Origin of the sequence: Blautia sp. MSJ-36, assembly GCF_018917985.1 — a bacterium.
In the GTDB taxonomy this organism is placed as follows: Bacteria; Bacillota; Clostridia; order Lachnospirales; family Lachnospiraceae; genus Blautia_A.
The window spans coordinates 326,261-353,238 of the sequence record NZ_JAHLPQ010000001.1 but is presented as its reverse complement, the minus strand read 5'-3'; the positions used below and the strand labels follow the sequence as shown (position 1 = coordinate 353,238).

The 26,978-nt window shown below is 45.4% G+C and carries 20 protein-coding genes; 1 reads left to right on the top strand and 19 read right to left on the bottom strand.

Annotated elements, in window-relative coordinates; genetic code table 11:
• Positions 1 to 26: 26 nt before the first annotated feature.
• From KQI39_RS01615 to KQI39_RS01575, 9 genes are all read right to left on the bottom strand, one after another.
• Positions 27 to 1,283, bottom strand: coding sequence for an SLC13 family permease (locus tag KQI39_RS01615; protein ID WP_216415945.1), 1,257 nt, complete (start codon positions 1,281 to 1,283; stop codon positions 27 to 29).
• Between the two features lie 12 nt (positions 1,284 to 1,295).
• On the bottom strand, positions 1,296 to 2,342 hold the full coding sequence (locus KQI39_RS01610; protein WP_216415944.1) for a lactonase family protein: 1,047 nt from the start codon (positions 2,340 to 2,342) through the stop codon (positions 1,296 to 1,298).
• A 203-nt stretch (positions 2,343 to 2,545) separates the two neighbouring features.
• Positions 2,546 to 3,421, bottom strand: coding sequence for a LysR family transcriptional regulator (locus KQI39_RS01605; protein WP_216415943.1), 876 nt, complete (start codon positions 3,419 to 3,421; stop codon positions 2,546 to 2,548).
• 4 nt (positions 3,422 to 3,425) lie between these two features.
• Positions 3,426 to 4,301 (bottom strand): LysR family transcriptional regulator, encoded by an 876-nt coding sequence (locus tag KQI39_RS01600; RefSeq protein ID WP_216415941.1) that lies wholly within the window; start codon positions 4,299 to 4,301, stop codon positions 3,426 to 3,428.
• Positions 4,302 to 4,519: 218 nt separating this feature from the next.
• Entirely contained in the window at positions 4,520 to 5,692 is a 1,173-nt protein-coding gene (locus KQI39_RS01595; RefSeq protein WP_216415939.1) for an isocitrate/isopropylmalate family dehydrogenase, read from the bottom strand.
• A gap of 17 nt (positions 5,693 to 5,709) precedes the next feature.
• Positions 5,710 to 7,668: an aconitate hydratase gene (locus KQI39_RS01590; protein ID WP_216415937.1), complete on the bottom strand. Its 1,959-nt coding sequence runs from the start codon at positions 7,666 to 7,668 to the stop codon at positions 5,710 to 5,712.
• Between the two features lie 142 nt (positions 7,669 to 7,810).
• Positions 7,811 to 9,028 (bottom strand): NAD(P)-dependent oxidoreductase, encoded by a 1,218-nt coding sequence (locus KQI39_RS01585; protein ID WP_216415935.1) that lies wholly within the window; start codon positions 9,026 to 9,028, stop codon positions 7,811 to 7,813.
• A 116-nt stretch (positions 9,029 to 9,144) separates the two neighbouring features.
• Complete coding sequence (locus KQI39_RS01580; protein WP_216415933.1) at positions 9,145 to 9,771, bottom strand: RraA family protein; 627 nt, start codon at positions 9,769 to 9,771, stop codon at positions 9,145 to 9,147.
• A 111-nt stretch (positions 9,772 to 9,882) separates the two neighbouring features.
• Positions 9,883 to 12,171 (bottom strand): hydratase, encoded by a 2,289-nt coding sequence (locus KQI39_RS01575; RefSeq protein WP_216415931.1) that lies wholly within the window; start codon positions 12,169 to 12,171, stop codon positions 9,883 to 9,885.
• 215 nt (positions 12,172 to 12,386) lie between these two features.
• On the opposite strand from KQI39_RS01575, the gene KQI39_RS01570 reads away from it, so the two are divergent.
• Positions 12,387 to 13,022, top strand: a complete 636-nt coding sequence (locus KQI39_RS01570; protein WP_216415929.1) for a hypothetical protein — start codon at positions 12,387 to 12,389, stop codon at positions 13,020 to 13,022.
• A 77-nt stretch (positions 13,023 to 13,099) separates the two neighbouring features.
• On the opposite strand, the gene KQI39_RS01565 is transcribed toward KQI39_RS01570, so the two are convergent.
• The 10 genes from KQI39_RS01565 to rnhA all read right to left on the bottom strand — a co-directional run bounded on the left by KQI39_RS01565 (position 13,100) and on the right by rnhA (position 26,970).
• Entirely contained in the window at positions 13,100 to 14,512 is a 1,413-nt protein-coding gene (locus KQI39_RS01565; RefSeq protein ID WP_148447825.1) for an amidophosphoribosyltransferase, read from the bottom strand.
• Positions 14,513 to 14,711: 199 nt separating this feature from the next.
• On the bottom strand, positions 14,712 to 15,179 hold the full coding sequence (locus KQI39_RS01560; RefSeq protein ID WP_174095610.1) for a TspO/MBR family protein: 468 nt from the start codon (positions 15,177 to 15,179) through the stop codon (positions 14,712 to 14,714).
• Between the two features lie 192 nt (positions 15,180 to 15,371).
• Positions 15,372 to 17,930: a heavy metal translocating P-type ATPase gene (locus KQI39_RS01555; protein WP_216415927.1), complete on the bottom strand. Its 2,559-nt coding sequence runs from the start codon at positions 17,928 to 17,930 to the stop codon at positions 15,372 to 15,374.
• Between the two features lie 36 nt (positions 17,931 to 17,966).
• A complete protein-coding gene (locus tag KQI39_RS01550) occupies positions 17,967 to 18,278 on the bottom strand; it encodes a metal-sensing transcriptional repressor (RefSeq protein WP_148447831.1) in 312 nt (103 codons plus the stop codon).
• 232 nt (positions 18,279 to 18,510) lie between these two features.
• Positions 18,511 to 19,908 carry a tRNA (N6-isopentenyl adenosine(37)-C2)-methylthiotransferase MiaB gene (miaB, locus tag KQI39_RS01545; RefSeq protein ID WP_148447833.1) on the bottom strand — a complete coding sequence of 466 codons (1,398 nt, stop codon included), beginning with the start codon at positions 19,906 to 19,908 and terminating at the stop codon, positions 18,511 to 18,513.
• Between the two features lie 132 nt (positions 19,909 to 20,040).
• Positions 20,041 to 21,615 (bottom strand): cardiolipin synthase, encoded by a 1,575-nt coding sequence (cls, locus tag KQI39_RS01540; protein ID WP_216415925.1) that lies wholly within the window; start codon positions 21,613 to 21,615, stop codon positions 20,041 to 20,043.
• An 83-nt stretch (positions 21,616 to 21,698) separates the two neighbouring features.
• Positions 21,699 to 21,875, bottom strand: a complete 177-nt coding sequence (gene rpsU, locus KQI39_RS01535; RefSeq protein WP_004222305.1) for a 30S ribosomal protein S21 — start codon at positions 21,873 to 21,875, stop codon at positions 21,699 to 21,701.
• A 165-nt stretch (positions 21,876 to 22,040) separates the two neighbouring features.
• Positions 22,041 to 24,683, bottom strand: a complete 2,643-nt coding sequence (gene alaS / locus KQI39_RS01530) for an alanine--tRNA ligase (RefSeq protein ID WP_216415923.1) — start codon at positions 24,681 to 24,683, stop codon at positions 22,041 to 22,043.
• A gap of 86 nt (positions 24,684 to 24,769) precedes the next feature.
• On the bottom strand, positions 24,770 to 25,996 hold the full coding sequence (gene tyrS / locus KQI39_RS01525) for a tyrosine--tRNA ligase (protein ID WP_216415921.1): 1,227 nt from the start codon (positions 25,994 to 25,996) through the stop codon (positions 24,770 to 24,772).
• Between the two features lie 494 nt (positions 25,997 to 26,490).
• Positions 26,491 to 26,970, bottom strand: coding sequence for a ribonuclease HI (gene rnhA / locus KQI39_RS01520; protein ID WP_216415919.1), 480 nt, complete (start codon positions 26,968 to 26,970; stop codon positions 26,491 to 26,493).
• Positions 26,971 to 26,978: the final 8 nt, after the last annotated feature.

The following is a 26,978-nucleotide window of genomic DNA, read 5'->3' as shown; positions in this document are numbered from 1 at the left end:
AATGGAAATATAACTTTTGGGAATTATCAGGAAATAAACAGTCCGTAAATTCCTGCAAAAGCAAAGATGGCAAGTACTGCCAGTGCAATAAACGATACTGCAAAAAGCTCAATAAACATACGATTCTGCGGGAAACGTTCTTCCGCATTCTCCTGCTGTGACACACCGGCCATGATAAGAGCTCCGGTTGTGGAGATCGGGGTGAAACCGGAAACCGTTCCACCGATAACGATCACGGCAACAAGCTCCAGTGCACTGACGCCAAGGCCGCCTGCAAGACCTGTTGCTGTAGGAATCAGAGTTGGAAATACCACACCAAGTCCGGAACTGAAAAATGACATCAGACCAGCTGCGATCGCCATGATCATAGTAGCTGTACGTTTTCCCATGATAGCTTCCAGCGCAGATACCATAATATCAATTCCACCGGAAAGAGAAATTACATTCATCAAGATTCCTACGCCAAGAACCATAAGGATTACATTCCATGGAATGGCTGCGATTGCCTTTTTTTCGTCACCGCATCCCAGAACAAGGAGTGCAGAACCGATGGTAAATCCGGTAAGTCCTACATTCCAGGAGAAGAACAGAGCTCCTACTACAAGAACAACAAGTCCCAGAATGGAAAGCCACTGTTTTCCTGTAAATGCAGGAAGTTTTTCCTGCTGAAGAGCAACAGTCTCATCAACTTTCCATCCTTTGTAATAGATGTATACCAGTATCATAGTAACAAGTGCAGTAACGATCATTGCAGCCATGATCGGCAGTGTATTTCCTTTCATGCCCTGCTCTTCCATCAGTTCACGGACAACGGCACTTTCCGGTGTCAGAGGGCTCATACGGCCGGACATGACACCAAGATCACCGATGATCGCTGTCATGATCGGGTTCACACCTGCGGATACAGCTACCGGGATTGCGATAACCGGAACAATGGCCAGTGACGGGATCGCTCCAGGTCCTACCGCACAGATGGCAAATCCGAGAATATACATGACAAAGGGGATCAGATGGCGTTTTGTTCCAACAAGTCCTACCATTTTTCTGGCAAGAAGTTCCAGAGTGCCATTTCCGCTGATAATAGCAAACAGATAGGTGATTCCTACCATCTGGATAAAAAGAGAGGAACTGAAACCACTGAGAATCTCTTTTACATCCATGCCATAAATGATTCCGAGAATCATGGAAAATGCCATACAGAGGATACCTACGTTACAGTTTCTTACAAAACCGATGATAATTGCTGCAAGAAGCAAAATTAATGAAATTAAACCAAGATTCATAAAGGCAGCCTCCTATCGAAATGTGATACAGACAGGGCTCTCTGTAGGAATGATCCTGCCGGTATAAGTCATAAGTCCGGTTTCGGAATCCAGTTTCATCTCAACGATGGTATCGCTGTCTTCGTTTGCCATGTAAAAGTTTCTGTACTCCGGATCAAAAGTGATAAATCTTGGAGTCAGTCCTAAGGACGGGTAATATCCAAGTTCTGTCATATAACCGGTATTCTGGTCAATGCGGTATACTACGATAGATTCATGGATACGGTTGGAGCCGATGAGGATTTTGCCTTCTTTATCAAGAAGGGATGCGCTGGCCTGTCCTTCTCCTGTGTAAGTGGCAGGAAGGGACGGAAGGTTCTGCATGGCGGTAAGTTTGCCGTTTACATCATCAAACTGCAGGTAGGTCATTTTGTTTCCTTTTTCGTTGATCAGATAAACGTAACGGTTGTTCGGGTGGATGGATACGTGTCTTGGCTCATCGTATTCTCTGGAACGGTAGGTATCTGTCTCTGTGAGTATTCCGTTTTCTGCGTCAAAACGAAATACTTTTACCTGGCCATATCCCTGGAGACGTCCCTGTGTTACCACAAAAAGATACTCTTTTTTCTGATCCCAGATACACTGGTGTGCAAAAGAGATGGTGCCTTCTTTTTTGCCTTCAAGATGTGTGGTATGTACGATCTCTCCTAAAGTTCCGTCCGGGTTTCTTCTGATCACATAGACAGCTCCGCCCTGAAGTGCGGCAACCACAACATAACTGTTTGTCTTGTCAACGGTGATAAATACTGGGTTCTTTCCGCCGATATCAATGGTGTTCATGTGTTCCAGAGTACCGTTTTCCAGAATTTTGTAGCTGCTTACTTTTGTGATGTCACCATGAACGGAATAGAGATATTTTTCTTCCAGATCCAGGGTCTGATAAGATGGGTTCGGCTCTGTGGAAAGGCACTGGATCTCTTTCCAGTTTCCGGTGCCCTCACAGATTTCATAGACTTTCAGGCCTTTTCCTCTCGCATTTCGTTCTTTTGTTGTACGACATCCCACATATGCGTATTTCATACAGGTTCCTCCTTTTATTAGATGTATTTTTTTAACGATCTTGATAATATGATTATATGAAATACGGATGTCAATTTGAAATTCAGATAAAGACTGTGAAGGCCATTCCAAAACGGAATGGCGATTCTCTTTTGCGGACAGAAAGCAGACTAAAAAAAGAGAGATGATCGAAATCATCTCTCTAAAAGCACTCGTTTTATTGGTCAGTCCAGACTGTTTACATGATAATATTCTTCCACCATAGACACAAAATCCATGATCTGCTGGCTTTTGAAGCATTTCTCGGAAAGCATCAGCCAGACTTTTCTTGTGACCGGTTTATTCTGTTCGTCGTATACCGGAATCTTCTGCACCTGTTCGGAACTTAAGCGCCATTTATCTCCAAAGATAAATGTGATCCCCAGGTTGTTTTCCACCATTCCAATGGCAATATCTGCATAGGGTACCCGGTATGCCTCATGGGGGAGGCTGCCAAAATGATATTTCCACCACTGGTTCACCAGCATCTCCACCATAGGATTCAGATAGGATTTGATCAATGGCTGCTGTCCTATCTCGTTTTCTTTCATGTTTGCAGGCGTCACAACATAAAGATTCTCCTGGAACAGGCAGACTTTTTCCCCAAGGTAAGGGTAGTCTCCGCAGATCACGGCCATATCCACCGTTCCGTCGATGAGCTGCTGCATGAGAATATCACTGGAATTGGGAACAGTCACGATCTGAAGCCTGTCATATTTTTCTTTATAGGCTTTGAAAAGCGCAGGCATATGAAGACGTGCAAAAGAGTTGGGCACGCCAATACGGAGAAGCTCCCTGTGTTCACTTTTTATTGCCAGATGATCCCGGATCTCCTGGAGAAAATCCAGGATGATATTGGCTTTTTTTACAAGGTAGCGGCCTTCTTCCGTGAAAGTGACTCCCTGACTGCTGCGTTTTACGATCTCCACATTCCACTCTGCCTCAATAGATTTCAGCCTTTTGGTCAGGGCGGACTGTGTCATATAAAGGGCATCTGCAGCCTTGGTGATGCTGCGCTTTTCTGCCAGGACAGCCAGGATCTTCCAATCAATATCTTTCATATGGTTATCTGCCTTTCAGGGAGAAATTCCCCTCTATGTAGGCGATAAACTCCTCCAGTACCTTGCTGATCCTTTTGTTTTTGGAATAGATGAACCAGGTGTTTCGGATCACGCTGCTACCGTCTTTTCGCTTCAGAGGTGTCAGGCAGAGATCATAGGTATTCTCAAAATTATCCGGAAGAAAACAGATGGTATAGCCAAGGCCTCTGTGTATCAGCTGCCAGGCAACATCAATATATCCCACGACCATACTTCCCGGACATTCGGTTCCAAACCAGTCTTTCCACCATCCGTCAAGGAGTTCTCTGGTACGGTCATTGGTCTTATATCCGATCCGCTGCATGGAAGGAAGCTGGTCGAATTCCACTGGTTCTCTGGTTACCAGATACGCTTCGTTGCGTCCGATCAGGGTCCGGTTTACGGCGCCATCATAATCTCCACGGATAAAGCCCACATCAATGGAATCTTCCAGCATCTTGCGGAAAAGGATATTGCTCTGTTCATTGACAATGTTAAATTCCACGTTTGGATGTTTGGCTTTATACTGTACAAGAACATCGGTCAGGGTATACTTGCTGTAGGTATAGGAGCTTCCTATTGTGATCACGCCCTCGGAATTTTCCTGATATTCTTTCAGTTTTTCTTTGGTCTTCCGGAGAAATTCCAGATATTCTCCGGCCTGTTTGCCGAGAAATTCGCCTTCTTCCGTAAATTCCAGTCCCTTGGGTGTCCGGTTGACAATGGTCACCTGAAACTCGGATTCCATATGCTGCAGCCTTTTGGTAAGGGATGGCTGCGTCATGTAGAGAAGGTTTGCCACCTTGGTCATATTCGGATTTTTATACAGTTCATAAAGGATCTCCCAGTCTGAATCTTTCATAAACATTCTCCTTTGTTGTTTTTTCACAATATAGAGGGTAAATGCCCCAAATATGCTGTTATTTTAACATAATCCGCAATATTTCTCAACGGGCAGAAAGATTTTATCTTTTTTCACCACAAAAAGCGTGATATCCCGACAGATATCCCGCTTTCTGCGGAGGTTGAATATGTGCTATATGCTCAGACTGTGTGGAGGCTGTTATCGTCTGAAATCAATCAGTTATTTTTCAGGCTGCGGATGGTATCCAGAAGATAATCGGTAAATTCTGCTGCGCTTGCATCTTTGGTCTCTGTTGTGACAACCAGTTTTTTCTCTGTAACGGTACAGATCTCCAGAGCTTTTTCCAGAAGTTCGTTTCTGTCTGCATAACCGATATGGATCAGCATCTGGCCTACGGCGCGGATCAGGCTGCACGGATTTGCATACTCGCCTCTTCCGTGACTCATAAGGAACGGAGCAGTTCCGTGGATAGCCTCAAACAGTGCGTACTGGTTTCCGATGTTGGAGGAGCAGGCAGTTCCAAGTCCGCCGGCATGCTCTGCTGCAACGTCTGTTACAATATCACCGTAGAGGTTTGGAAGGACAATTACTTCCATACCCTGGTTAAAGGACGGATCCAGCATTTTCGCACACATGGCATCTACCAGACGCTCCTGGATCTCGATTTCCGGATACTCTTCTCCTACTTTTCGTACCGCTTTGATAAAGTTACCATCTACAAGTTTGACAATATTTGCTTTTGTAACAATAGTTACATTTTTCTTTCCGTTCTTTCTTGCAAATTCAAAAGCTGCTCTTGCAATACGCTCGCTTCCCTGCATGGTTTGTACTTTGAAATCAACTGCAAGGTCTTCATCAACCTGGATACCTTTGTTACCCCAGAGATATTCTCCCTCGATATTCTCACGGAAGAAAGTCCAGTCGATATTCTTTTCCGGGATCTTAATAGGGCGCACTGCTGCAAAAAGTTCCAGATTTCTTCTTAAAAGGCTGTTTACGCTTACAAGATTTGGAAGTCCGTCTCCTGCACGTGGAGTTGTCATCGGTCCTTTGAGAAGTACGTTACATTTTTTTACTTCTTCCAGAACTTCTGCCGGAAGGCTTTCCATTTTTGCCACACGGTTTTCAATGGTCAGCCCCTCAATTTCACGGATTTCAATCTTGCCAGATTCAATCTCATCCGGTACAAGTTCTCTCAACACACGAAGGCCCTGTTTCATCAGGATCGGGCCTACACCGTCTCCTGGAAGAATACCCACAACGATCTTATCCAGTGCTGCAAAATCGGTAGGTACGGAGGATTTTTTCATATTTTCAATTCTTGTTTCTTCTCCGCGGATCAGTTCTCCAAATTTTTCCTGTGCGGTCTTAATATCTTCAGCTTTCATATCGGAAGCTCCTTTCTTTATTTATCCTGGGCTGCCAGCTGTTTTTTGAGATAACGGAGCTGACCGCCGCTTAATACTACTTCTACTTCATTATCGGAAAGATCCAGTTTTACCTGGAAGGAAAATCCTTTTGTTTTATCAGTAACTTCTACTTTTCTGGTTGGGATCTGATCCAGAAGGTTGTTGATCTCCAGCTCATCTTCCTGATCGATCTTATCGTATACGGATGGATCTTCAAACAGCATCGGGATAATGCCATGGTTTACCAGATTTCCTTTGTGGATCCTGGCGATACTCTTTGCAATGACACATTTTACTCCAAGATACATGGGGTTAATGGCTGCGTGTTCTCTGGAAGAACCCTGACCGTAGTTCTCGCCTCCGATGATGATGCTCTTGCCCATTTTTCTTGCACGCTCGGAGAAATCCGGGGCATAGCGGTGATAACAGTATTTGCTCATCAGAGGAATGTTGGAACGCATGCTGGAAAACTCCGCACTTGCCGGTGTGATATCATCAGTGGAGATATTGTCTCCGCCTTTTAAGCTGACCGGCACACAGAGATGCTGCTGCGGTTCATCCGGTACAGGAAGGAATTTGATGTTCGGTCCTTTTACCAGCTCTACTTTTCTGGCTTCTTCCTCAGGGAGCGGTTTAATGATCATGGAATCGTTGACGATATATTCCTCCGGCTCGTGGATCTCTGCCAGTTTCTTTACATCATCTCCAAGGATTTCCTCTGCGGATGCGAAGGTTCCTTTGATGGCTGTTGCTGCAGCGCTTTCCGGGCTGACCAGATAGATCTTTGCGTTAGGATTTCCGGCACGACCTTTAAAGTTACGGTTGGAAGTGCGGACTGCGATTCCTTCTGTTGCCGGTGTCTGACCGATGGCACAGCACGGTCCGCAGGCGATCTCCAGGATACGGACACCTGCATCAATAAGCATGTCCAGATATCCATCGCGGAGAAGTTCCTTGTATGTCTGTCTGGAAGCAATTCCGCAGGTACAGCTTACATTTTCATTTACCTGTCTTCCCTGGAAAACAAGAGCTGCTTTTGCAACATCTGCATAGCTTGTGTTGGTACAGCTTCCAATGAAGACCTGCTGTACCGGTTTACGCTCCACATCCTTTAACGGGATGACATTGTCCGGCTGATGAGGACATGAAACAAGAGGTTCCAGTTCGCTTAAATCGATCTCGATGCGATCATCGTATTCGGCATCTTCATCCGGAAGAAGTTCTGTGTATGCTTCTTCTCTTCCCTGAGCTTTCAGGAATTTATGTACCTGCTCGTCTGCCGGGAAAATGGAGGTTGTGGCACCAAGTTCCGCACCCATATTTGTGATGGTGGCACGCTGTGGCACTTCCAGTTTTGCAGCTCCCGGGCCTGTATATTCATAAACATTTCCAAGGCCACCCTTGATGGATACTCTGCGGAGCATTTCCAGGATCACTTCTTTGGCATTTACACCTGGTTTCAGTTCACCGGTAAGATAAACCTGTACCACACGCGGCATTTTCAATCTCATAGGAACACCGGTCATTGCTGTGGCAACATCCATTCCGCCCACACCAATGCAGAGCATTCCGATGGAACCGCCGTGAGGGGTATGACTGTCGCCGCCCATGCTGATCTTTCCGGGAGCACCGAATCTTGCTACGTGTACGGTATGACAAATACCGTTTCCAGGTCTGGACACATGAACTCCGAATTTCTTTGCTGCGGACTGAAGATAAATGTGGTCATCCGGTGTTTTGTGATCTACATAGAGCAGGTTGTGATCCAGATAGCTGACACTGCATTCTGTGCGGATACGGTCAAGGCCAATGGCCTCAAATGCCAGATAAGTCATGACTGCGTTGATGTCATGAGTCAGTGTCTGGTCTACTTTGATAAAAACTTCTTCCCCAGGAACCATGCTTCCGGATACATAATGAGATTCAATGATTTTTCTTGTTAATGACTTTCCCAAGTGGATTACCTCCTTAGTGTTTACGTCTGGCTGAACGTTTTGATTTGTTTTTATGATTTTATTATAAGCGGGAGGTTTCCGAAAATAAAATTGCTTCTCGCAATACAGATATTCCTTTTTTTCATGGCCTTTTTATCGGGGATCAGTTCTCTTCCATGTAGCGGATCATTCCCATGGCTGCGATCTTGGCACCTTCTACTGCATGTACCACAGTTTTGGAACCGGTAGTTACATCACCTGCGGCAAAAACGCCTGGTTTTGTGGTCATTCCATTTTCATCCACGATCAGAAGACCGCGGTCAGATCCTTCCAGACCAACGGTGGTACGGATCAGTTTTCTTCTTGGTCCCTGGCTGATGGAAATAATGGTGGAATCTGCTTCCACCTGTTCTTCCTCTTCCTCAAAACCGATGGCTTTTCCGTTTTCATCCAGAATAGAATTACTGAATACAGGGCCTTTTTCTGTGATGCGGCGGATCTCTTTTCCAAATACAAACTCCGCACCATCCAGCTGAGCATAGGAAATCTCATGGGAGCTTGCGGCTGCTCTGGTTCCTCTTGCATAGAGGGTTACATGTCTTGCGCCGTTACGGAGTGCAGTTCTTGCCACATCCATAGCTGCATTTCCCATGCCGATCACTGCCACATTCTCACCCAGCTGATAACCGGAAGGATTGGCAAGATAGTCGATACCAAACTGTACATTGCCGAGACATTCTCCGTGGATCCCTAAGTTTCTTGCCTTCCACACGCCGGTTCCTACAAAAATGCTGGCGTAGCCGTCGCGGAGCAGATCATCAATCTTCAGAACAGCTCCAATGGTCGTGTTTGGACGGATCTTGATCCCCATTTCCAGAAGACGTTTCTGATATCTGTCCAGAATGCTTTTTGGAAGACGGAATTCCGGGATTCCGTACTGCATGATCCCTCCGATCTTATCTTTCCACTCAAAGATCGTCACATCGTAGCCTGCCTTTGCAAGGATAACTGCTGCTGTGATACCGGCAGGACCGGCACCGATCACTGCCACTTTTTTCCCTTTTTTCTGAACTTTTGGAATTTCCATACGATCCAGATAAGTATCGGAAATATAGTTTTCTATGCTGGAGAAATGTACCGGAGTACCTTTTCTTCCAAGCACACAGTTTCCCACACACTGCTGTTCATGATTACAGACAATGGAACAGATCACGGACATGGGATTGTTTTCGAATAATTCTTTTCCTGCTTCCATAACCTGGTTTTCTTTGAACATCTGGATGATGTGCGGGATCGGTGTATGCACTGGACATCCTTTCTGACACATTGGTTTTTTGCAGTTGAGGCAGCGGTTTGCCTCATCAATGATATGTAAGCCCATTTGATTCCCTCCTGTATTGATCACTTGGTATTTTTTCTTACTTATATCTTATCCCGTGACTGCTCATTTGGAAAATTCAGAAAGGGAATTCATATATGCCTGTTGTTTATCAGATGCTATTTCTTCATGATCACTCTTGGCAGGATCTCGCCGGTTTCTTTCATCCTGCGGATGGTTTCTTCTTCTGCCTGGATCTTCTTTCTGGCGCGTTCCATCACACCTTCCACTTCCTCCGGTTTCAACACCAGGACACCGTTACAGTCTGCCACAATGATATCACCAGGGCAAACCATAACTCCGCCGCACATAACCGGAACATTCAGTTCTCCCAGAGATTCTTTTCCGGCACTTCCGGGAGTGACGGCTCTGGCATAGATGGGCATTCCTGCTTCACGACATCCTTCCAGATCACGGAAAGCTCCGTCGATCACAACGCCTTCCACGCCTTTCATGGCCGCACAGATGCTTCGGTGGTCTCCCCAGTAAGAGCCCTGGCAGTATCCTTTCCCTGCAATGACCATAACCTGGCCTTCCTGGATCTTCAGAATCCCGTCAGGAACAAGTCCGCTGATGCCAATGGGGGTTTTTACTGTGTAGGCAGGACCTACAATCTTTTTATCTGTGACCATCTGACGGATGTGATAATCCATGGTCTGATATTTTCCCGCACCCACACCATCACATAATTCTGAGGTGGAAAACTCTCGAAGTTCTTCTACCAGCTGCTGGATCGTTTTTTTCATGATTCGTATACTCCTTTTACATAAGTTCACAAAAAGGCCTGTTGCCAGACAGACCTTTTTGCTCAAGGGAAAATTATGGAATTACCGGTTTATTTACGCGGTTATATATTATTATTTACGGTTTCTGTTGTAATTGATCAGACAGCCGGCTTTTACGATCTTCTTCTCGTCGTCTGTCATGTCTGCGATGTAGAGTGAGAGCTCGCGGATCTCATCTCCGATCACATAAGCTTTGATATCTTTGAGATCTCCGTCCAGGGCCTCAAGGATGTTTGGTACATAAATGTAGTCACCAACAGCGAAATCCGGCTCACCGTTCATCTGGAATGGGATCATACCCCAGTTCATAACATTGGAACGATAACGTTTTGTTGCATATTCCTTTGTGATATTGGCAAGTCCGCCGATGACTCTCTGGCAGGAAGCTGCCTGCTCTCTTGCAGAACCATCGCCTGGTTTTACTGCGTAGATCATACTGCCGATCTCAGTCTGAGACGGCTCTACATCTGCCTGTCCCGGAAGTTCTTTGATCTTTGCAAAAATCTTCTCAAGTTCCGGCTCTGCTGCAAAGATATCTTCTCCTGCAACTCTTGCTTTCTCAAGTTTGTCCACAGCTTTGGATCGGCCTACATATTCCGGATCACGTCTGGACAGAGTAAACTCAGCAAGTCCAAGAGGATTGGAACGGAAGGAAGAAGTCTCTCCGGATGGGATCAGCTCATCGGTTGTTGTTACAGGGTCAAGGATCCTGGAGCAAACTTTCAGAAGGATGTTGTCAGTAAGCGGGCTCATCTCCGGCCAGTCTTTGATATTCGGGCCATAGACAAGATCTTTCTTTTCGTCACCTTTCTGATAGCCGTTGTAAACTCTCTTCTGGTAAACGGTATTATCGTATGTGTATTCCGGTACATCTCCCCAGCAATCCAGAGTTTCTGCAGATGTAAGGATACCACCGTTTGCTGCTGTTGCTGCGATGGAACGTGCATCCATAAGTGCAACTGCGGACATCTGGCCGTTTCCTGGCTTGCTTCCCTCTCTGTTCGGGAAGTTTCTGGTTGTATGACGGATACTTAAGCCATCGTTGCACGGAGTATCGCCTGCACCGAAGCACGGTCCGCAGAATGCAGTACGGATAATTGCACCTGCTTCCATAAGATCTGCGATATAACCCTGTCTTGTAAGGTTGATAAATACAGGCTGGGAAGACGGATATACGGAAAGACTGAATTCTCCGTCGCCTGTGTTTTTGCCTTTCAGTGCATGTGCTGCTTCTACTACGTTTGTGTAGTTACCGCCTGCACATCCTGCGATGACTGCCTGCTGTACCTGAAGGCCTTTGTCTGTGATCTTGTCTACCAGGTGGAACGGTGCTTTGCCCTGGGCAACCTTTGCTGCTTCCTCCTCAACATTGTGAAGGATATCTTTCAGGTTTGCATTGAGCTCATCGATCTCGTAGGTGTTGCTCGGATGGAACGGAAGTGCGATCATTGGTTTTACGGTACTTAAATCTACGTAAACCACGCCATCATAGTAAGCAACTTCTGCAGGATTCAGCTCTTTGTAATCTCCGCCACGGCCATGGATGGTCAGAAACTCTTTTGTATCCTCGTCTGTTCTCCAGATGGAAGAAAGACAGGTAGTCTCTGTTGTCATAACATCGATACCATTTCGGAAGTCTGTTTTCATGGAAGACACGCCAGGTCCTACGAACTCCATAACTTTGTTTTTCACATATCCGTTTTTGAACACTGCACCGATAATAGCAAGTGCGATATCCTGTGGTCCTACCCATGGATTTGGCTTTCCATCCAGATAGATTGCGATCACTTCCGGACATGAAACATCGTAGGTATCACAGAGAAGCTGTTTTACCAGCTCACCGCCGCCTTCGCCGATGGCCATGGTTCCAAGTGCACCGTAACGGGTATGGGAGTCCGAACCGAGGATCATTTTTCCACAGCCTGCAAAATTCTCTCTCATATACTGATGGATAACTGCAATGTGAGGTGGTACATAGATTCCGCCATATTTCTTTGCTGCGGAAAGGCCGAACATGTGGTCATCCTCGTTGATGGTTCCACCTACTGCACAGAGAGAATTGTGGCAGTTTGTAAGTACATACGGGATCGGGAATTTTTCCATTCCGGATGCCTTGGCTGTCTGGATGATTCCTACAAATGTGATATCATGGGAGGCCATTGCATCGAATTTCAGTTTCAGGTTTTCCATGTTTCCGGATGTGTTGTGTGCCTCCATGATGCCGTAAGCCATGGTGCCCTTTCTTGCTTCCGATTTCTCTGCCTTTTTTCCGGTGAGTGCTTCTACTTTGGCAGCTTCTGCTTCCGGTACGATCTCTGTTCCGTTTACCAGATATGCGCCGCCATCATATAACTTTACCATAATGTATTCGCTCCTTTTTCTTTTTTCACGATGTTTGTTCTTCGTGACTTTATTGTATCGCATCCAATGCATTCTGACTAATTGCCAAAATGAATGCTGTTATAACTTTTTGTGAAAATAAATTAGAATTAAAATGACCAATCTTATAAAGAAATGTTGACAGAAATTCGTTACTATTTTATAATTTTCTTATAATTATGAAGGAGGTATGAATAATGAAAAAATTCAAGAAACTCTTGGTCTGCATGCTGGCAGTTATGATGCTTATTTCATCTGCGATCCCGGTTTCCGCAGCCGCACGCCCGGCAATTCCAACCATAAAGAATGCAGAGGTGACCAGTACCGGACGTATGTATCTCAGCTGGAAAACTGTAAGCAATGCAGATGGATACAAACTGCGAATCTACAACTGTAATACGAAAAAGTCAGCATCCAAATTTTTTGGAAAGTACAACGTCAATTATTCCACAAAAAAGAATGCCAATACTGCTTATCTTGTATCTGTATGGAGTTACAGATGGGTAAACGGACAGAGAATATACAGTACTGATTCAGATGCATTTGTATGTACACCAAGAGATTTAAAAACAGTAAAAAGCACAGCATCAGCTTTAACCGTTAAATGGTCCAGACTTTATGGAATCAGTGGATATTATGTTTATAAATCTACCAGTCCTAATTCTGGCTACAGACGTACAGCAACCTTAGCTGCCAACAGGACTTCTGTAACAATACATAGATCTTCTTCCTCAGGAAGTACTTATTTTTATATCGTGCCGTACAAAACTTATAACGGAAAAAGATATCTGTTACCTCACAAAATTTACCGTATGTATACCGTATACTATTAAATCAAACGGATATCCAGAAAGTAAAAAGGCTTTCCTGTCAGACCTGCTCTGACAGGAAAGCCTTTTTTATACATTTATCATTCTTTTCCGTTAAAGCAGTATGTACATACATTACACGGATCAATACCTATGGATTCCAGAAGATCATCCAGTCTGTGATAACGAAGAGTCGTAAAATTCTGCATCTTGCAGATATCCTGCACCATCTGCTCATATTTCTCTGTACGTGGATCTGCGTATTCGTCCAGTACTTCCTGCGGACAGTTTGGTCCCTCTCTCTTCTCGATGACCTGACGTGCGATCAGCTCCATCTCGGATTTGGAGCGGGAGAAGTTTAAGTATTTACATCCGTACATGATCGGCGGGCAGGCAGGACGGACATGAACTTCTTTTGCACCGCTGCGGTACAGAAATTCTGTTGTCTCGCGAAGCTGGGTACCACGTACAATGGAATCGTCGATGAGAAGAAGTTTTTTGTCCTTGATCAGCGCACGTACCGGGATCAGTTTCATTTTGGCGATGAGGTTACGCTGGTTCTGATTGGTTGGCATAAAAGATCTGGGCCAGGTTGGGGTATATTTAATGAATGGTCTTGCATATGGAATGCCGGATTCATTGGCATATCCGATGGCATGAGCGATACCGGAATCCGGAACACCTGCTACAATATCCGGGTGAACGGAATCTCCGTCTCTTTTTGCAAGCATGCTTCCACAGCGGTAACGCATCTCTTCCACATTTACACCTTCATAGGATGCTGTCGGATATCCGTAGTAAACCCAGAGGAAGGAACAGATCTTCATTTTCTTTCCAGGTTCTACCAGAGTTTTCACTCCATCTGCAGTAACAAAAACGATCTCTCCCGGTCCCAGTTCCTTATAGTCTTCATAACCCAGATTAATATAGGCATGGCTCTCAAAAGAAAGGCAGTAGGAACCTTCTTTGTGACCGATCTCCACCGGAGTTCTGCCCATCTTGTCACGGGCTGCATAAATTCCGTCTTTTGTCATAAGAAGCAGTGTCATAGAGCCGTCGATCAGCCCCTGCACATATTGGATACCTTCCACAAAATTATCCTTTTCACAGATCAGAGCTGCGATCAGTTCTGTCACATTGACAGTTCCGTTGGTCATCTCCTGAAAATGTACCTTGGTCGTATCGTACATCCGCTGCAGAAGTTCATCATAATTATTGATCTTTCCCACAAAAGTAAGGGCAAAGCTTCCAATTCTGGAACTGAACAGAAGGGGCTGAGGTTCATAGTCAGAAATACATCCGATTCCCATATTTCCCTTCATGGAACCCACATCTCCGTCAAATTTTGTGCGGAAAGGTGTGTTCTCAATGTTGTGGATAGCACGGTCAAATCCATGCTCTCCGTAAACAGCCATACCGCCGCGGCGTGTTCCCAGATGAGAATGATAATCCACTCCGTAAAAAAGTTCCAGTACACAGTCGTCTTTTGATGCTACTCCAAAAAATCCGCTCATAATGTGCTCCTCTCTACTTCCATAGTATTAACGATTCCTGTTATCGTTCGTACATCCATAATCGCTATCAGTATAGCATAAGAGAATTGAAAATAACAATCAATTCAGCGGATATTCCTGCTTTTTCAGAATAAATTATAATGATATTAGCCGGATTTATAAAAGCAGAAAGCATTTTCTGCATGAAGCAAATGTTCCATCAGTTCCAAAGTGCGATAAACAGATTCAGGTAACCGGCAAAAGTCAGCCATGCCAGATACGGGACCATCAGATATGCAGCGTTCCGGGAAAACTCCCCGAATGTGCGGATACAGCAATATACAAGTCCCCATAGAAAAATAAGCCAGAGAAATGCAAAGCCATACCATCCTGCTCCAAAGAAGAAAAACGGCCACAGGAAATTCACGGCAAGCTGGATCCCATATAAAGCAAGGGCCCTATCCCTGTCTCTGCTTTTAGGCCTGGATGCGATCAGGAACGAAGCAATCCCCATTATGATAAAAAGGATCGTCCACACAACCGGAAACAGCCATCCCGGCGGCGATAAAGGCGGCTTATTTAACTTTGCAAATACTTTCATTCCGTTTCTGGTAAAAAATCCGGAGACAGCTCCTGTTGCCAGGGGCACTGCAATGCAGGTGATCAGTTTTCTGGTATCTTTTTTCAAAAATATCCCCCTTTCTGGTCTGGGAAGATTTTCGGACAACACAGGTTTTCTCTGTTTATTATATTTCGGGATACCGTTTTCTATACGATCATATATAAAAAAGAAACAGCCCTGTTTTTATGCAGAACTGTTTCTTTTTGTAAACCGTTTAAATTTTTAGATCATTTAACTGGTATATGTTTTTTCTGTTTATTACTCCTGAGTGATTCCCTTGAACTCGTAACCGGCTTCTTTGATCACCTCTTCCACTTTTGCCTCGTCAACTTTCTCAGGTACTGTAAATACAGTTGTTCCGTTCTCGTGGGAAGATACCACATCCTCTGCTCCGAAAGCTGCCTGAATAGCTTTGTTTACGTGTGCCTCACAGTGTCCGCACATCATTCCTTCTACATTGACTGTTACTTTTACCATTGTTTTGTTCTCCTTTTCTTCTTTTTTATTTTCATCATGAGTGATGTTTAATGTTACCGGATTTTTGATTGCTTTGTCTCTGGCTGTGTTGTGGATCTTAAACAGATTCAGTCGCAGCGCATTTGTTACAACACAGAAACTGGAAAGACTCATAGCTGCAGCTCCGAACATCGGATTCAGTGTCCATCCAAAGATCGGGATCCAGACACCTGCTGCCAGCGGAATACCAATTACGTTATAGAAAAATGCCCAGAAAAGATTCTCGTAGATATTCCGAAGTGTGGCACGGCTTAAACGTACTGCCGCCGGAACATCGCTTAACTGGCTCTTCATCAGAACAACATCTGCCGCATCAATGGCAATGTCTGTTCCTGCGCCGATGGCAATTCCGATATCTGCTCTTGTAAGTGCCGGTGCATCGTTGATACCGTCACCCACCATGGCAACTTTCCCCTGTTCTTTTAAGGAACGGATCACACTCTCTTTTCCATCCGGAAGGACTCCTGCGATCACATCGTCAACTCCTGCCTGGGCTCCGATGGCTCTTGCGGTACGCTCATTGTCACCGGTAAGCATAACTACGCGGATTCCCATGTTCTGAAGCTCTTTTACCGCACGTGGACTGTCTTCCTTGATCACATCCGCAACAGCGATAATTCCCAGAAGTTTTCCGTTTCGGGTGAAAAGAAGAGGTGTTTTTCCCTGCTCTGCAAGCTGTTTTGCTCTCTTATCAAGGTCTGCGGAAACCTTTGTCTGGCTGCTGATAAATTTCATACTTCCGCCGGTCAGTTTGTCACTGCCAAGTACAGCGGAAAGTCCGTTTCCTGGAAGTGCCTGGAATCCGGTTACTTCACCTGCAACAAGTTTCTCTTCCTCTGCTTTTTTGAGAACTGCTTTTGCCAGAGGATGTTCGCTTTTTTTCTCCAGTGCACAGGCAAGTGTGAGAAGTTCTGTTTCTGTGACTCCCTCTGCCGGAAGAATATCGGTTACTTCCGGCTGGCCGCTTGTAATGGTTCCGGTTTTATCCAGTGCGACGATCTGGACTTTTCCGGCTTCCTCAAGAGAAACGGCTGTCTTGAAAAGAATGCCGTTCTTGGCACCCATACCGTTACCGACCATAATGGCAACCGGTGTTGCAAGACCAAGTGCACAGGGGCAGCTGATAACCAGCACGGAAATTCCTCTTGCCAGTGCATAACCAAAAGGATGCCCGGTAAGAAGCCAGATAATGGTTGTAATCACTGCAATGGTGATCACTGCCGGTACAAACACACCGGAAACACGGTCTGCGATCTTTGCAATCGGTGCCTTGGTGGCTGCCGCGTCGCTGACCATCTTGATAATCTGGGAAAGGGTGGTATCCTCTCCCACTCTGGTTGCTTCACATTTGATAAATCCAGACTGGTTCACAGTTGCCGCGGAAACCATATCTCCGGCTTCTTTGTCCACCGGAATACTCTCTCCGGTCAGCGCAGATTCATTGACTGCAGTAGTTCCTTCCAGGATCACTCCATCCACCGGAATATTCTCTCCCGGGCGGACAGCAAAAGTTTCTCCTTTCTGAACCTGTTCGATGGGAACGGTAAGTTCCTGCCCGTTTCGTACTACAACCGCAGTTTTTGGTGCCAGTTTCATAAGGCTTTTCAGTGCATCGGTAGTCTTACCTTTGGAACGGGCTTCCAGCATTTTTCCTACGGTAATCAGTGTCAGGATCATGGCCGCGGACTCAAAATAGAAGTCCATCATGTAATTCATAACTGCGGCAGAGTCTCCGTCTACCTGTGCTCTTGTCATGGCAAACAGTGCATAGACACTCCACAGGAAAGATGCCATGGAGCCAAGGGCTACCAGAGTATCCATATTGGGAGAACGGTGCCACAGGCTCTTAAATCCGTTGATAAAGAATTTCTGGTTGATCACCATGATGATGCCGGCCAGGAGCAGCTGTACCAGTCCCATGGCTACATGATTGCCGTCAAACCATTTCGGCAGCGGCCATCCCCACATCATATGTCCCATGGAAAAATACATCAGCACCAGCAAAAATCCTACAGATACGATGAGACGTCTCTTTAAAACCGGAGTCTCATGATCTTCCAGTGCTTCTTCTGCTGCAGACATGGAGATTTTTTCTCCGGCAGCGCCTTTTAAGGATGCACCATATCCAGCGGCTTCCACAGCGGCAATGATCTCGCTTGGGGAAGCAGTTCCTTCCACTCCCATGGAGTTGGTCAGAAGGCTGACTGAACAGCTGCTCACTCCCGGAACCTTGGATACGGCTTTTTCCACACGGGTAGAGCAGGCAGCGCAGCTCATACCGGTTACGTTATATTGTTCCATTTCCTTTCAGTACCTCCTAAAATCTAGTATGTCCCTTTATTTCATCAGCTTCTGGAGGGTTGTTACCAGCTCATCGATGGTCTCATCCTTACCTTCCCGGATATCTCTGGCAACGCAGGTACGGATGTGGCTGGCAAGCAGCTCTTTATTAAACGCATTCACTGCGGCATTGACCGCGGCAGACTGGATCAGGATGTCATTACAGTAGGCATCATTCTCCATCATTCCTATAATGCCCCTGATCTGGCCTTCAATACGTTTCAGACGGTTGATCAGCTTTTTTTTCTCCTCCTCTGAACGTGCAGTGTGTTTTTCACAGCAGCAGGGACAGGCTTTCTTTTCAGACATAGGCTGTCTCTCCTTTCCTATAAATACCCTCATGGGGTATCCTCTATATATGGAATAATATATACCCTCATGGGGTATTTGTCAATAGAAACAGTATTTTTATAATAAAAAAGCCCGCTCATCCGATAATGGCAATGAGCGGGCAATATAAACTTATAATTAGCCGAATCAGGTAAGTCCCCAACGGGGTTGCGAAAAGCAATAAGCAGTGGGTGGGGACTTGTCTATAATTCTACTCTTCCACGATATGTCCGAAATAATAGAATCCCTTGCAGGTATCCAGGCTTACTTTTACATATTTGCCGATGAGATCTTTTTCTCCCGGGAAATGTACCAGGAGATTATGCTGGGTACGGCCTGTGAGCGTACCTTTTTCACGGTTTTCGTCTTCTACCAGGATTTCCTGAATGGTTCCCTGGAAACGTGAGGAATTCTCCCGTCCTTTCTCCTGTACCAGGGCAAGAAGACGGCCGAAACGGTCTTTTACCACGTCTTCCGGCACCTGATTTTCCATGCCGGCAGCCGGAGTTCCGCTTCGTTTGGAATAAATAAATGTAAATGCCGTATCATAATTCGCTTTTCTTACCACATCCAGTGTCTCCTGGAAGTCTTCTTCTGTCTCTCCCGGGAATCCGACCATGATATCCGTTGTCAGTGAGATATCCGGGATCGCCTTACGGATTTTATCTACCAGTTCCAGATATTTCTCCTTGTCGTAACGACGGTTCATTTCTTTTAAAACTCTGCTGCTTCCGGACTGCAGTGGAAGATGCAGGTGATGACAGATTTTTTTGCTCTCTGCCATAGTCTGGATCAGTTCGTCGGACAGATCCTTCGGATGGGAAGTCATAAAACGGATACGCTTCAGTCCTTCGATCTTTTCCACTTCTTTCAGAAGTTCTGCAAAGGTAACAGGTGTCTCCAGATTTTTTCCGTAGGAATTTACGTTCTGACCAAGGAGCATGATCTCTGTAACGCCGTCTGCAACCAGCTCCTCGATCTCACGAATAATGGCCTGAGGCTCACGGCTCTTTTCACGGCCACGGACATAAGGAACAATGCAATAGCTGCAGAAGTTATTGCAACCAAACATTACGCTGACGCCTGTCTTGAAGGAATATTTACGGGAAGTTGGCATACCCTCCACGATCTCATCGGATTCTTTCCAGATATCAATGATCTGGTCATCGGTCTGTAATGCCCGGTAAAAAAGCTCCGGGAATTTATGGATATTATGGGTTCCAAATACAAGGTTTACATATTTATAATCCTTGCGGATCTTTTCTACCACGTGATGTTCCTGCATCATGCATCCGAACAGTACGATCTTCATATCCGGATGGTTACGCTTGATACTCTTTAAATGGCCCAGGTGTCCGTAGATCTTCTGGTTGGCATTCTCGCGGACTGTGCAGGTGTTAAACACAACTGCGTCGGCATCTTCGGTATCTACCATCTCATATCCCATTTTTTCCATGATGGCTGCAATGGATTCCGTCTGGATGGAGTTCATCTGACATCCTTCATTCTGGATGTGGAAGGTGGGATGTTTCGCACTGTTTTTTGCGAGAAGTTCTTTACATTTTTCAATGTACTGAAGCTGGATCTCTGTTTCTTTATTCTGGCTCAAATCAATTCCTCCAATAAATAAAATTTCTTATGTATCTTTATAAAATATTTTCCATTAGACAATATCAGACGGGAGCGCTTAACTCCCGTCTGGTATATCATACAGAATTTACACTTGTCTGTCAAAGAGTTTTTATAACAGTGGCGCAAAAACTCTCAGCACATTCTGGATGGCACGTACCATAATATTTCTCTTCTTGCAGAATTCCAGATCAATGGCATTACAGTACTCCAGTGTTTCCAGAAAATCATCCCGGATGTCCAGAATCACATCGTTCTTATACATCCAGACACCGTCTTCAAAATGCAGATAAAGACTCCGGTAGTCCAGGTTGATAGTTCCCACAACACCTACCTTATCATCGCAGACAAACGACTTGGCATGCAGAAATCCCGGCTGGTATTCGTAGATCTTTACTCCTGCCTCAAGAAGCTGTTTATAGTAGGACTGGGTCAGAAGAAATACCATTTTTTTGTCCGGAATTCCAGGCGTCATGATCCGGACATCCACACCGCTTTTTGCCGCAAGGCAGAGCGCCGTCATCATCTCATTATCAATGATCAGATATGGCGTGCAGATATAAACATAGTTTTTGGCACGGTTGATAATATTAAGGTAAACATTTTCGCCTACAACCTCATCATCCAGAGGGGAATCACAGAATGGCTGGACATAACCACTGCCCGTAAACTCGTCTGGATGCCATCTGTGTGGAACATAATTTCCGAAATCAGAGGAAGTATCCGTTCTGGTAACAATTCCCCACATATACAGGAACATGGCCGTCATATTCCAGACACCTTCGCCCTTCAGCATAACTGCAGTATCTTTCCAGTGGCCAAAACGGTTCCGCTGGTTGATATATTCATCTGCCAGGTTGATGCCGCCGGTAAAACCGGTCCAGCCATCGATCACACAGATCTTACGGTGGTCACGGTTATTCTGGATAATATTCAAGATCGGGCGGAACTTGTTAAAGACTTCGCATTTGATCCCACGCCGGCGCATTTCCTGATCATATTTGTATGGCAATGTGGTAAGGCAGCCAAAACCATCATAGATCAGGCGGACATCCACACCTTCTTTTGCCTTTTTTTCCAGGATATTGAGGATTGTCTGCCACATTACTCCGTCATTGATAATGAAGTATTCAATAAAAATATAATGTTTCGCCTGTTCCAGCTCATGCACCAGAACCGGAAACATATCATCTCCTACCTGAAAATACTCTGCGGTTGTATTCTCATGGACCGGATATCTGGAATACTGCCAGATATAATCCGACTGGATCCTCATGGAACGGTCATCTTCATTCAGATGTTTTCTGGTGCATTCCGATCCTTCCAGATATTCCGCGGTCTCGTCGATCAGATTCTGATAGTGCTGTTCCATTACAGTACCGATCCTGGATTTACCGAACAGAAGGTACAGGGAAACACCAAATACCGGAAAAATAAGGATCAGCATCGTCCAGGCAAGCTTATAAGATGGATTGATCTTCTTGTTTACGATCCACAGAACGACCAGAAATCCTACAACCTGCATTCCGATCATCACCCATCTGGAATACTCCATAAGCCGGAAAAGAGCGATCAACAGCCATGACAACTGTACTACCAGAGCCAGAGCTACATAAAAAATTCGATTAAATAATAACTTCAGGAGCGATCGCAATGGTTTGATAATTAGTTTGATAATCAAATTCATACTTTTTTCCTTTTGTCAAACGGTCTTGCGTCTCTTTTTAATTAAAAATCCCTGACCATACAGCCAGGGATTTTTGCGCACAATTAATTATATTTACGTTTTCTTGCGGCTTCAGATTTTTTCTTACGACGAACGCTTGGCTTCTCGTAATGCTCTCTCTTACGGATTTCCTGCTGGATTCCCGCTTTAGCACAGCTTCTCTTGAATCTGCGAAGAGCGCTATCTAAAGTCTCGTTCTCTTTTACGATAACGTTTGACATAGACTCACACCTAACCTCCCTCCAGTTGTAGATTGTGCTAAAATACAACTGTCTGGGTATTTTTCTTGCACGAGTGTTATTATATAGCATAACATGTGGTTTCGTCAACATCTTTTTCGATTTTTATGAAAAAAATGTCAAAATTGTAAATCACACACAACTTTGTTATTTTGTGAGCTGTTTCTCAAGGATTCCTGCTGCTGCGTCCATAGCTTCCTGAGCCTTCTCCGGATTCTTTCCGCCGGCCTGTGCCATGTTCGGACGTCCGCCGCCGCCACCGCCAACGATTGCGGCTACTGCTTTGATCAGATTTCCAGCATGAGCGCCTGCTTTCTGAGCTGCGTCAGTTGCCATTGCAAGGAGATTTACCTTGCCGCCGTTTACTGCTGCAAGAAGGACAACGCCCTCGCCAAGCTGCTCTTTCAGCTTGTCACCGAGATCTCTGAGACCGTTCATGTCAACGCCATCAACTTTGGCTGCAAGGAGTTTCACGCCGTTTACTTCAACGACTTTATCCATAACATCGCCAAGTGCACTCTGCGCTGCTTTGCTCTTGAGAGATTCATTCTCACTCTGAAGAGCCTTTACCTCAGCCTGAAGATGGCCGATCTTCTCTACAACTTCCGTTGTGTTTGCTTTTAATGCTTTTGCTGCCTCGTGAAGAAGCTCTTCCTGTTTTCTGTAGTACTCGATTACGGCTTTGCCGGTAAGTGCCTCGATACGGCGTACACCAGCTGCGATACCGGATTCGGACACGATCTTAAAGAGCATGATGGAGCTTGTATTCTTTACATGAGTACCACCACAGAGCTCTTTGGAAAAGTCTCCCATGGATACTACACGTACCTTCTGATCATATTTCTCACCAAAAAGAGCCATTGCTCCGGATTTCTTGGCTTCTTCCACATCCATGACATCTGTATGAACATCAAGCCCTGCCTGGATCTCTTTGTTTACAAGCTCTTCTGTTGCCTGGAGTTCTTCTGCTGTCATAGCCTGAAAATGAGCAAAGTCAAAACGAAGTCTGTCCGGAGTTACCAGAGAACCCTTCTGCTCTACGTGGGAACCAAGAACGGTCTTCAGTGCTTTCTGAAGAAGATGTGTTGCACTGTGGTTTTTTTCGGTATCTTTTCTTGCTTCTTCGTTTACCTTCAGGGATACTGTCTCACCTGAGGAAATCATACCTGATTCCATATGTCCTACATGGCCGAACTTGCCGCCACGAAGCTTGATAGTGTCCTCAACAACAAATTTACCATTTGCAGTCTCGATCACACCGGTATCGCCTTCCTGTCCACCCATGGTTGCATAGAAAGGAGTCTGCTCTACAAATACGGTACCCTTCTGTCCCTCTGTGAGAGAATCCACGATCTCTGTCTCTGTGGTGAGGACAGTAACCTTGGAATCAAAGGTAAGATGATCGTAGCCGACGAATTCTGTTGTTACGTTTACATCAATATCATCGTATACGGTTGCGTCTGCACCCATATAGTTGGTTACTTCACGGGCAGTACGTGCCTTGACTCTCTGTTCCTCCATTGCTTTCTGGAAGCCTTCCTCGTCAATGCCGTAGCCTTTTTCCTCAAGGATCTCTTTTGTAAGGTCAAGAGGGAATCCGTACGTATCATAAAGCTTGAATGCGTTGTCACCGGAAAGAGTCTTTTCACCTGCTTTTTTCATATCCTCTTCCATGTCGGAAAGGATACGAAGTCCCTGATCGATAGTTTTGTTGAACTGATTCTCCTCATTTGTCAGTACACGGAAGATGAACTCTTTCTTCTCCTCAAGTTCCGGATATCCGGCTTTGGAGCTCTCGATTACCTGTGCACTTAATTTTGCAAGGAAAGTTCCCTCGATGCCAAGAAGACGTCCGTGACGTGCCGCACGGCGGATCAGGCGGCGGAGAACGTATCCACGTCCCTCATTTGTCGGCATGATTCCATCGGAAATCATAAATGTTGCGGAACGAATATGGTCTGTGATCAGACGGATGGAAACATCGTCTGCATAATTTTTCTCATATTCTTTATGTGCGATCTCACATACAAGATTACGAAGTGCACAGATTGTATCTACATCAAAAATAGAATCTACATCCTGAACAACGACAGCAAGTCGCTCAAGACCCATACCAGTATCGATGTTTTTCTGTTTCAGTGTTGTATAGTTTCCGTTTCCATCATTCTCGAACTGTGTGAAAACGTTGTTCCATACTTCCATGTAACGGTCGCAGTCACAACCTACGGTACATCCTGGTTTTCCACAGCCGTATTTCTCACCACGGTCATAGTAGATCTCAGAACATGGACCGCATGGACCTGCGCCGTGCTCCCAGAAGTTGTCCTCTTTTCCGAAACGGAAAATACGTTCAGACGGAATCCCTACTTCTTTGTTCCAGATATCAAATGCTTCATCATCATCCAGATAAATGGACGGATAGAGACGGTTCGCATCAAGGCCTACCACCTCTGTAAGGAACTCCCAGGACCAGTGGATGGCCTCTCTCTTAAAGTAATCACCAAAAGAGAAGTTTCCAAGCATCTCAAAGAAAGTACCGTGACGTGCGGTTTTACCTACGTTCTCGATATCTCCGGTACGGATACATTTCTGGCAGGTTGTCACTCTTGTTCTTGGCGGCTTCTCAGCACCTGTAAAATATGGTTTCAGCGGAGCCATACCTGCATTGATCAGCAGAAGACTCTTATCTCCCTGAGGAACCAGGGAAAAGCTTTTCATTACAAGATGGCCCTTGCTCTCCATAAAGTCAAGGAACATCTTACGAAGTTCGTTCACTCCGTATTTTTTCATGTTGTTATCCTCCTTGTGTCAACCCTACCTGTCAGCATTTCCGGAATGCCGTAGCTTTATCCCGGAAATGTCACAGATATGGGAAATTATTTTACACAGATCTTTTTGAATTTCTTTTTGCCTCGCTTGAGAACGATTCCGTCTCCTGCAAAAACATCTTTCTCAACGGTATGATAGATATCTGTGATCTTATCACCATCGATGGATACACCACCCTGCTGGATCGCACGGCGTCCCTCGGAACGGCTTGGTACCAGTTCTGCTTTTACAAGAAGTGTGATCAGATCGATCTTTCCTTCCTCGTCAAAATCCTCTTCTGCAAGCTCGGTTGTTGGCATATGAGAAGTGTCTGCACCTGAGAACAGTGCGCGGGCACCTTCCTGTGCTTTCTTAGCTTCTTCCTCGCCGTGTACAAGTTCTGTCAGCTGGTATGCAAGGATCTCTTTAGCCTTATTCAGCTCGCTGCCTTCCCATTTTGCCATCTCGTCGATCTCTTCAAGCGGAAGGAAGGTAAGAAGACGCATACATTTGATAACGTCTGCATCATCCACATTTCTCCAGTACTGGTAGAAATCAAACGGGGATGTCTTGTTCGGATCAAGCCATACAGCTCCGGACTGTGTCTTGCCCATCTTTTTGCCTTCAGAGTTGAGAAGCAGTGTGATAGTCATGGCATAGGCATCCTTGCCAAGTTTGCGGCGGATCAGCTCGGTTCCGCCAAGCATGTTGCTCCACTGGTCATCGCCACCGAACTGCATGTTACAGCCGTATTTCTGGTACAGCATGTAGAAGTCATAGCTCTGCATGATCATGTAGTTGAATTCCAGGAAACTTAATCCTCTCTCCATACGCTGTTTGTAGCACTCTGCTGTCAGCATACGGTTTACGGAAAAGTGAGCGCCTACCTCACGGAGAAGCTCTACATAGTTAAGATTCATAAGCCAGTCTGCATTGTTTACCATAAGAGCTTTTCCATCGGAGAAATCGATGAAACGGCTCATCTGCTGTTTAAAGCAGTCAATATTGTGCTGGATGGTTTCTTTTGTCAGCATCTGACGCATATCGGTTCTTCCGGAAGGGTCACCGATCATTCCTGTTCCGCCGCCAAGAAGGGCGATCGGACGGTTGCCTGCCATCTGCAGTCTCTTCATCAGGCAAAGAGCCATGAAGTGACCTACGTGAAGGCTGTCTGCTGTGGGGTCAAAGCCGATATAGAATGTGGCTTTACCATTGTTTACCATCTCTTTGATCTCATCTTCGTCTGTAACCTGCGCGATCAGGCCACGTGCTTTCAGTTCTTCCCAAACTGTCATTGTTCTTTCCTCCTGTATAGTCATATAAAAAATGCCCGGTTCCTGTCCCTTTAGGACGAGAACCGGGTCCCGCGTTACCACCTAAATTTACAGAAAACTCGCATTTCCTGCCTCATAAAGTGAATCTATATCCTCTTATATCCAATATAATACGATATAAAACCACTTCAGCACAATAACGGGTGCTATTCCGTCGCAGCCTATCTGTAATACGTTATTATTATAAATTTATTTTTGACAGTATCAAATCCAGATTCGGTACGCAGCTCCGGGATGTATTCACAGAAGTTCCACCCCTGCGCCTCTCACCTGCCGGCTGCTCTCTGTGGGCTTTCCTTAAGTTACTTCTTCCCTTCTATGCCTTTTACTATACTATATGAAGTATACAAACTGCTTTTTTGTTTGTCAAGAAATTTTGATATTGCTTTGACAACTTAAAGTGACAGAATACCCCTGCCCCGTTTCGTCCGGAACCGTTGGAATTCTCATTACAGTTATCCGTTTAATCCCTCATCTACATAAAGCTCATCACCGTCTGCTGCAGACGTGGCAAGCTGGTCACAACGCTCATTTAACGGATTATCCGCATGCCCCTTAACCCAGTGTAAGCTTACCTGATGCTGTTCTTTAGCTTTTAGAAGGCGTTTCCAGAGATCTACATTTTTCACATTTTCATTCTTACCACGTTTCCAGTTTTTCTTCAGCCAGGAATCGATCCAGCGCTGATTGAAGGCATCTACCAGATATTTGGAATCGGAATACAGATCTACCTGGCAGGGACGGTTCAGTGCCTCCAGAGCTACGATAGCTGCCATCAGCTCCATCCGGTTGTTTGTAGTTTTCTTGTAGCCTCTGGACAGTTCACGCTCATGTAACTGGCCTTTGGTGTCAATATACTGAAGAACTGCTCCGTAGCCGCCTGGTCCGTCCGGGTTTCCACGGGCTGCGCCGTCGGTATAGATTTTTACCTGCATATTTGACT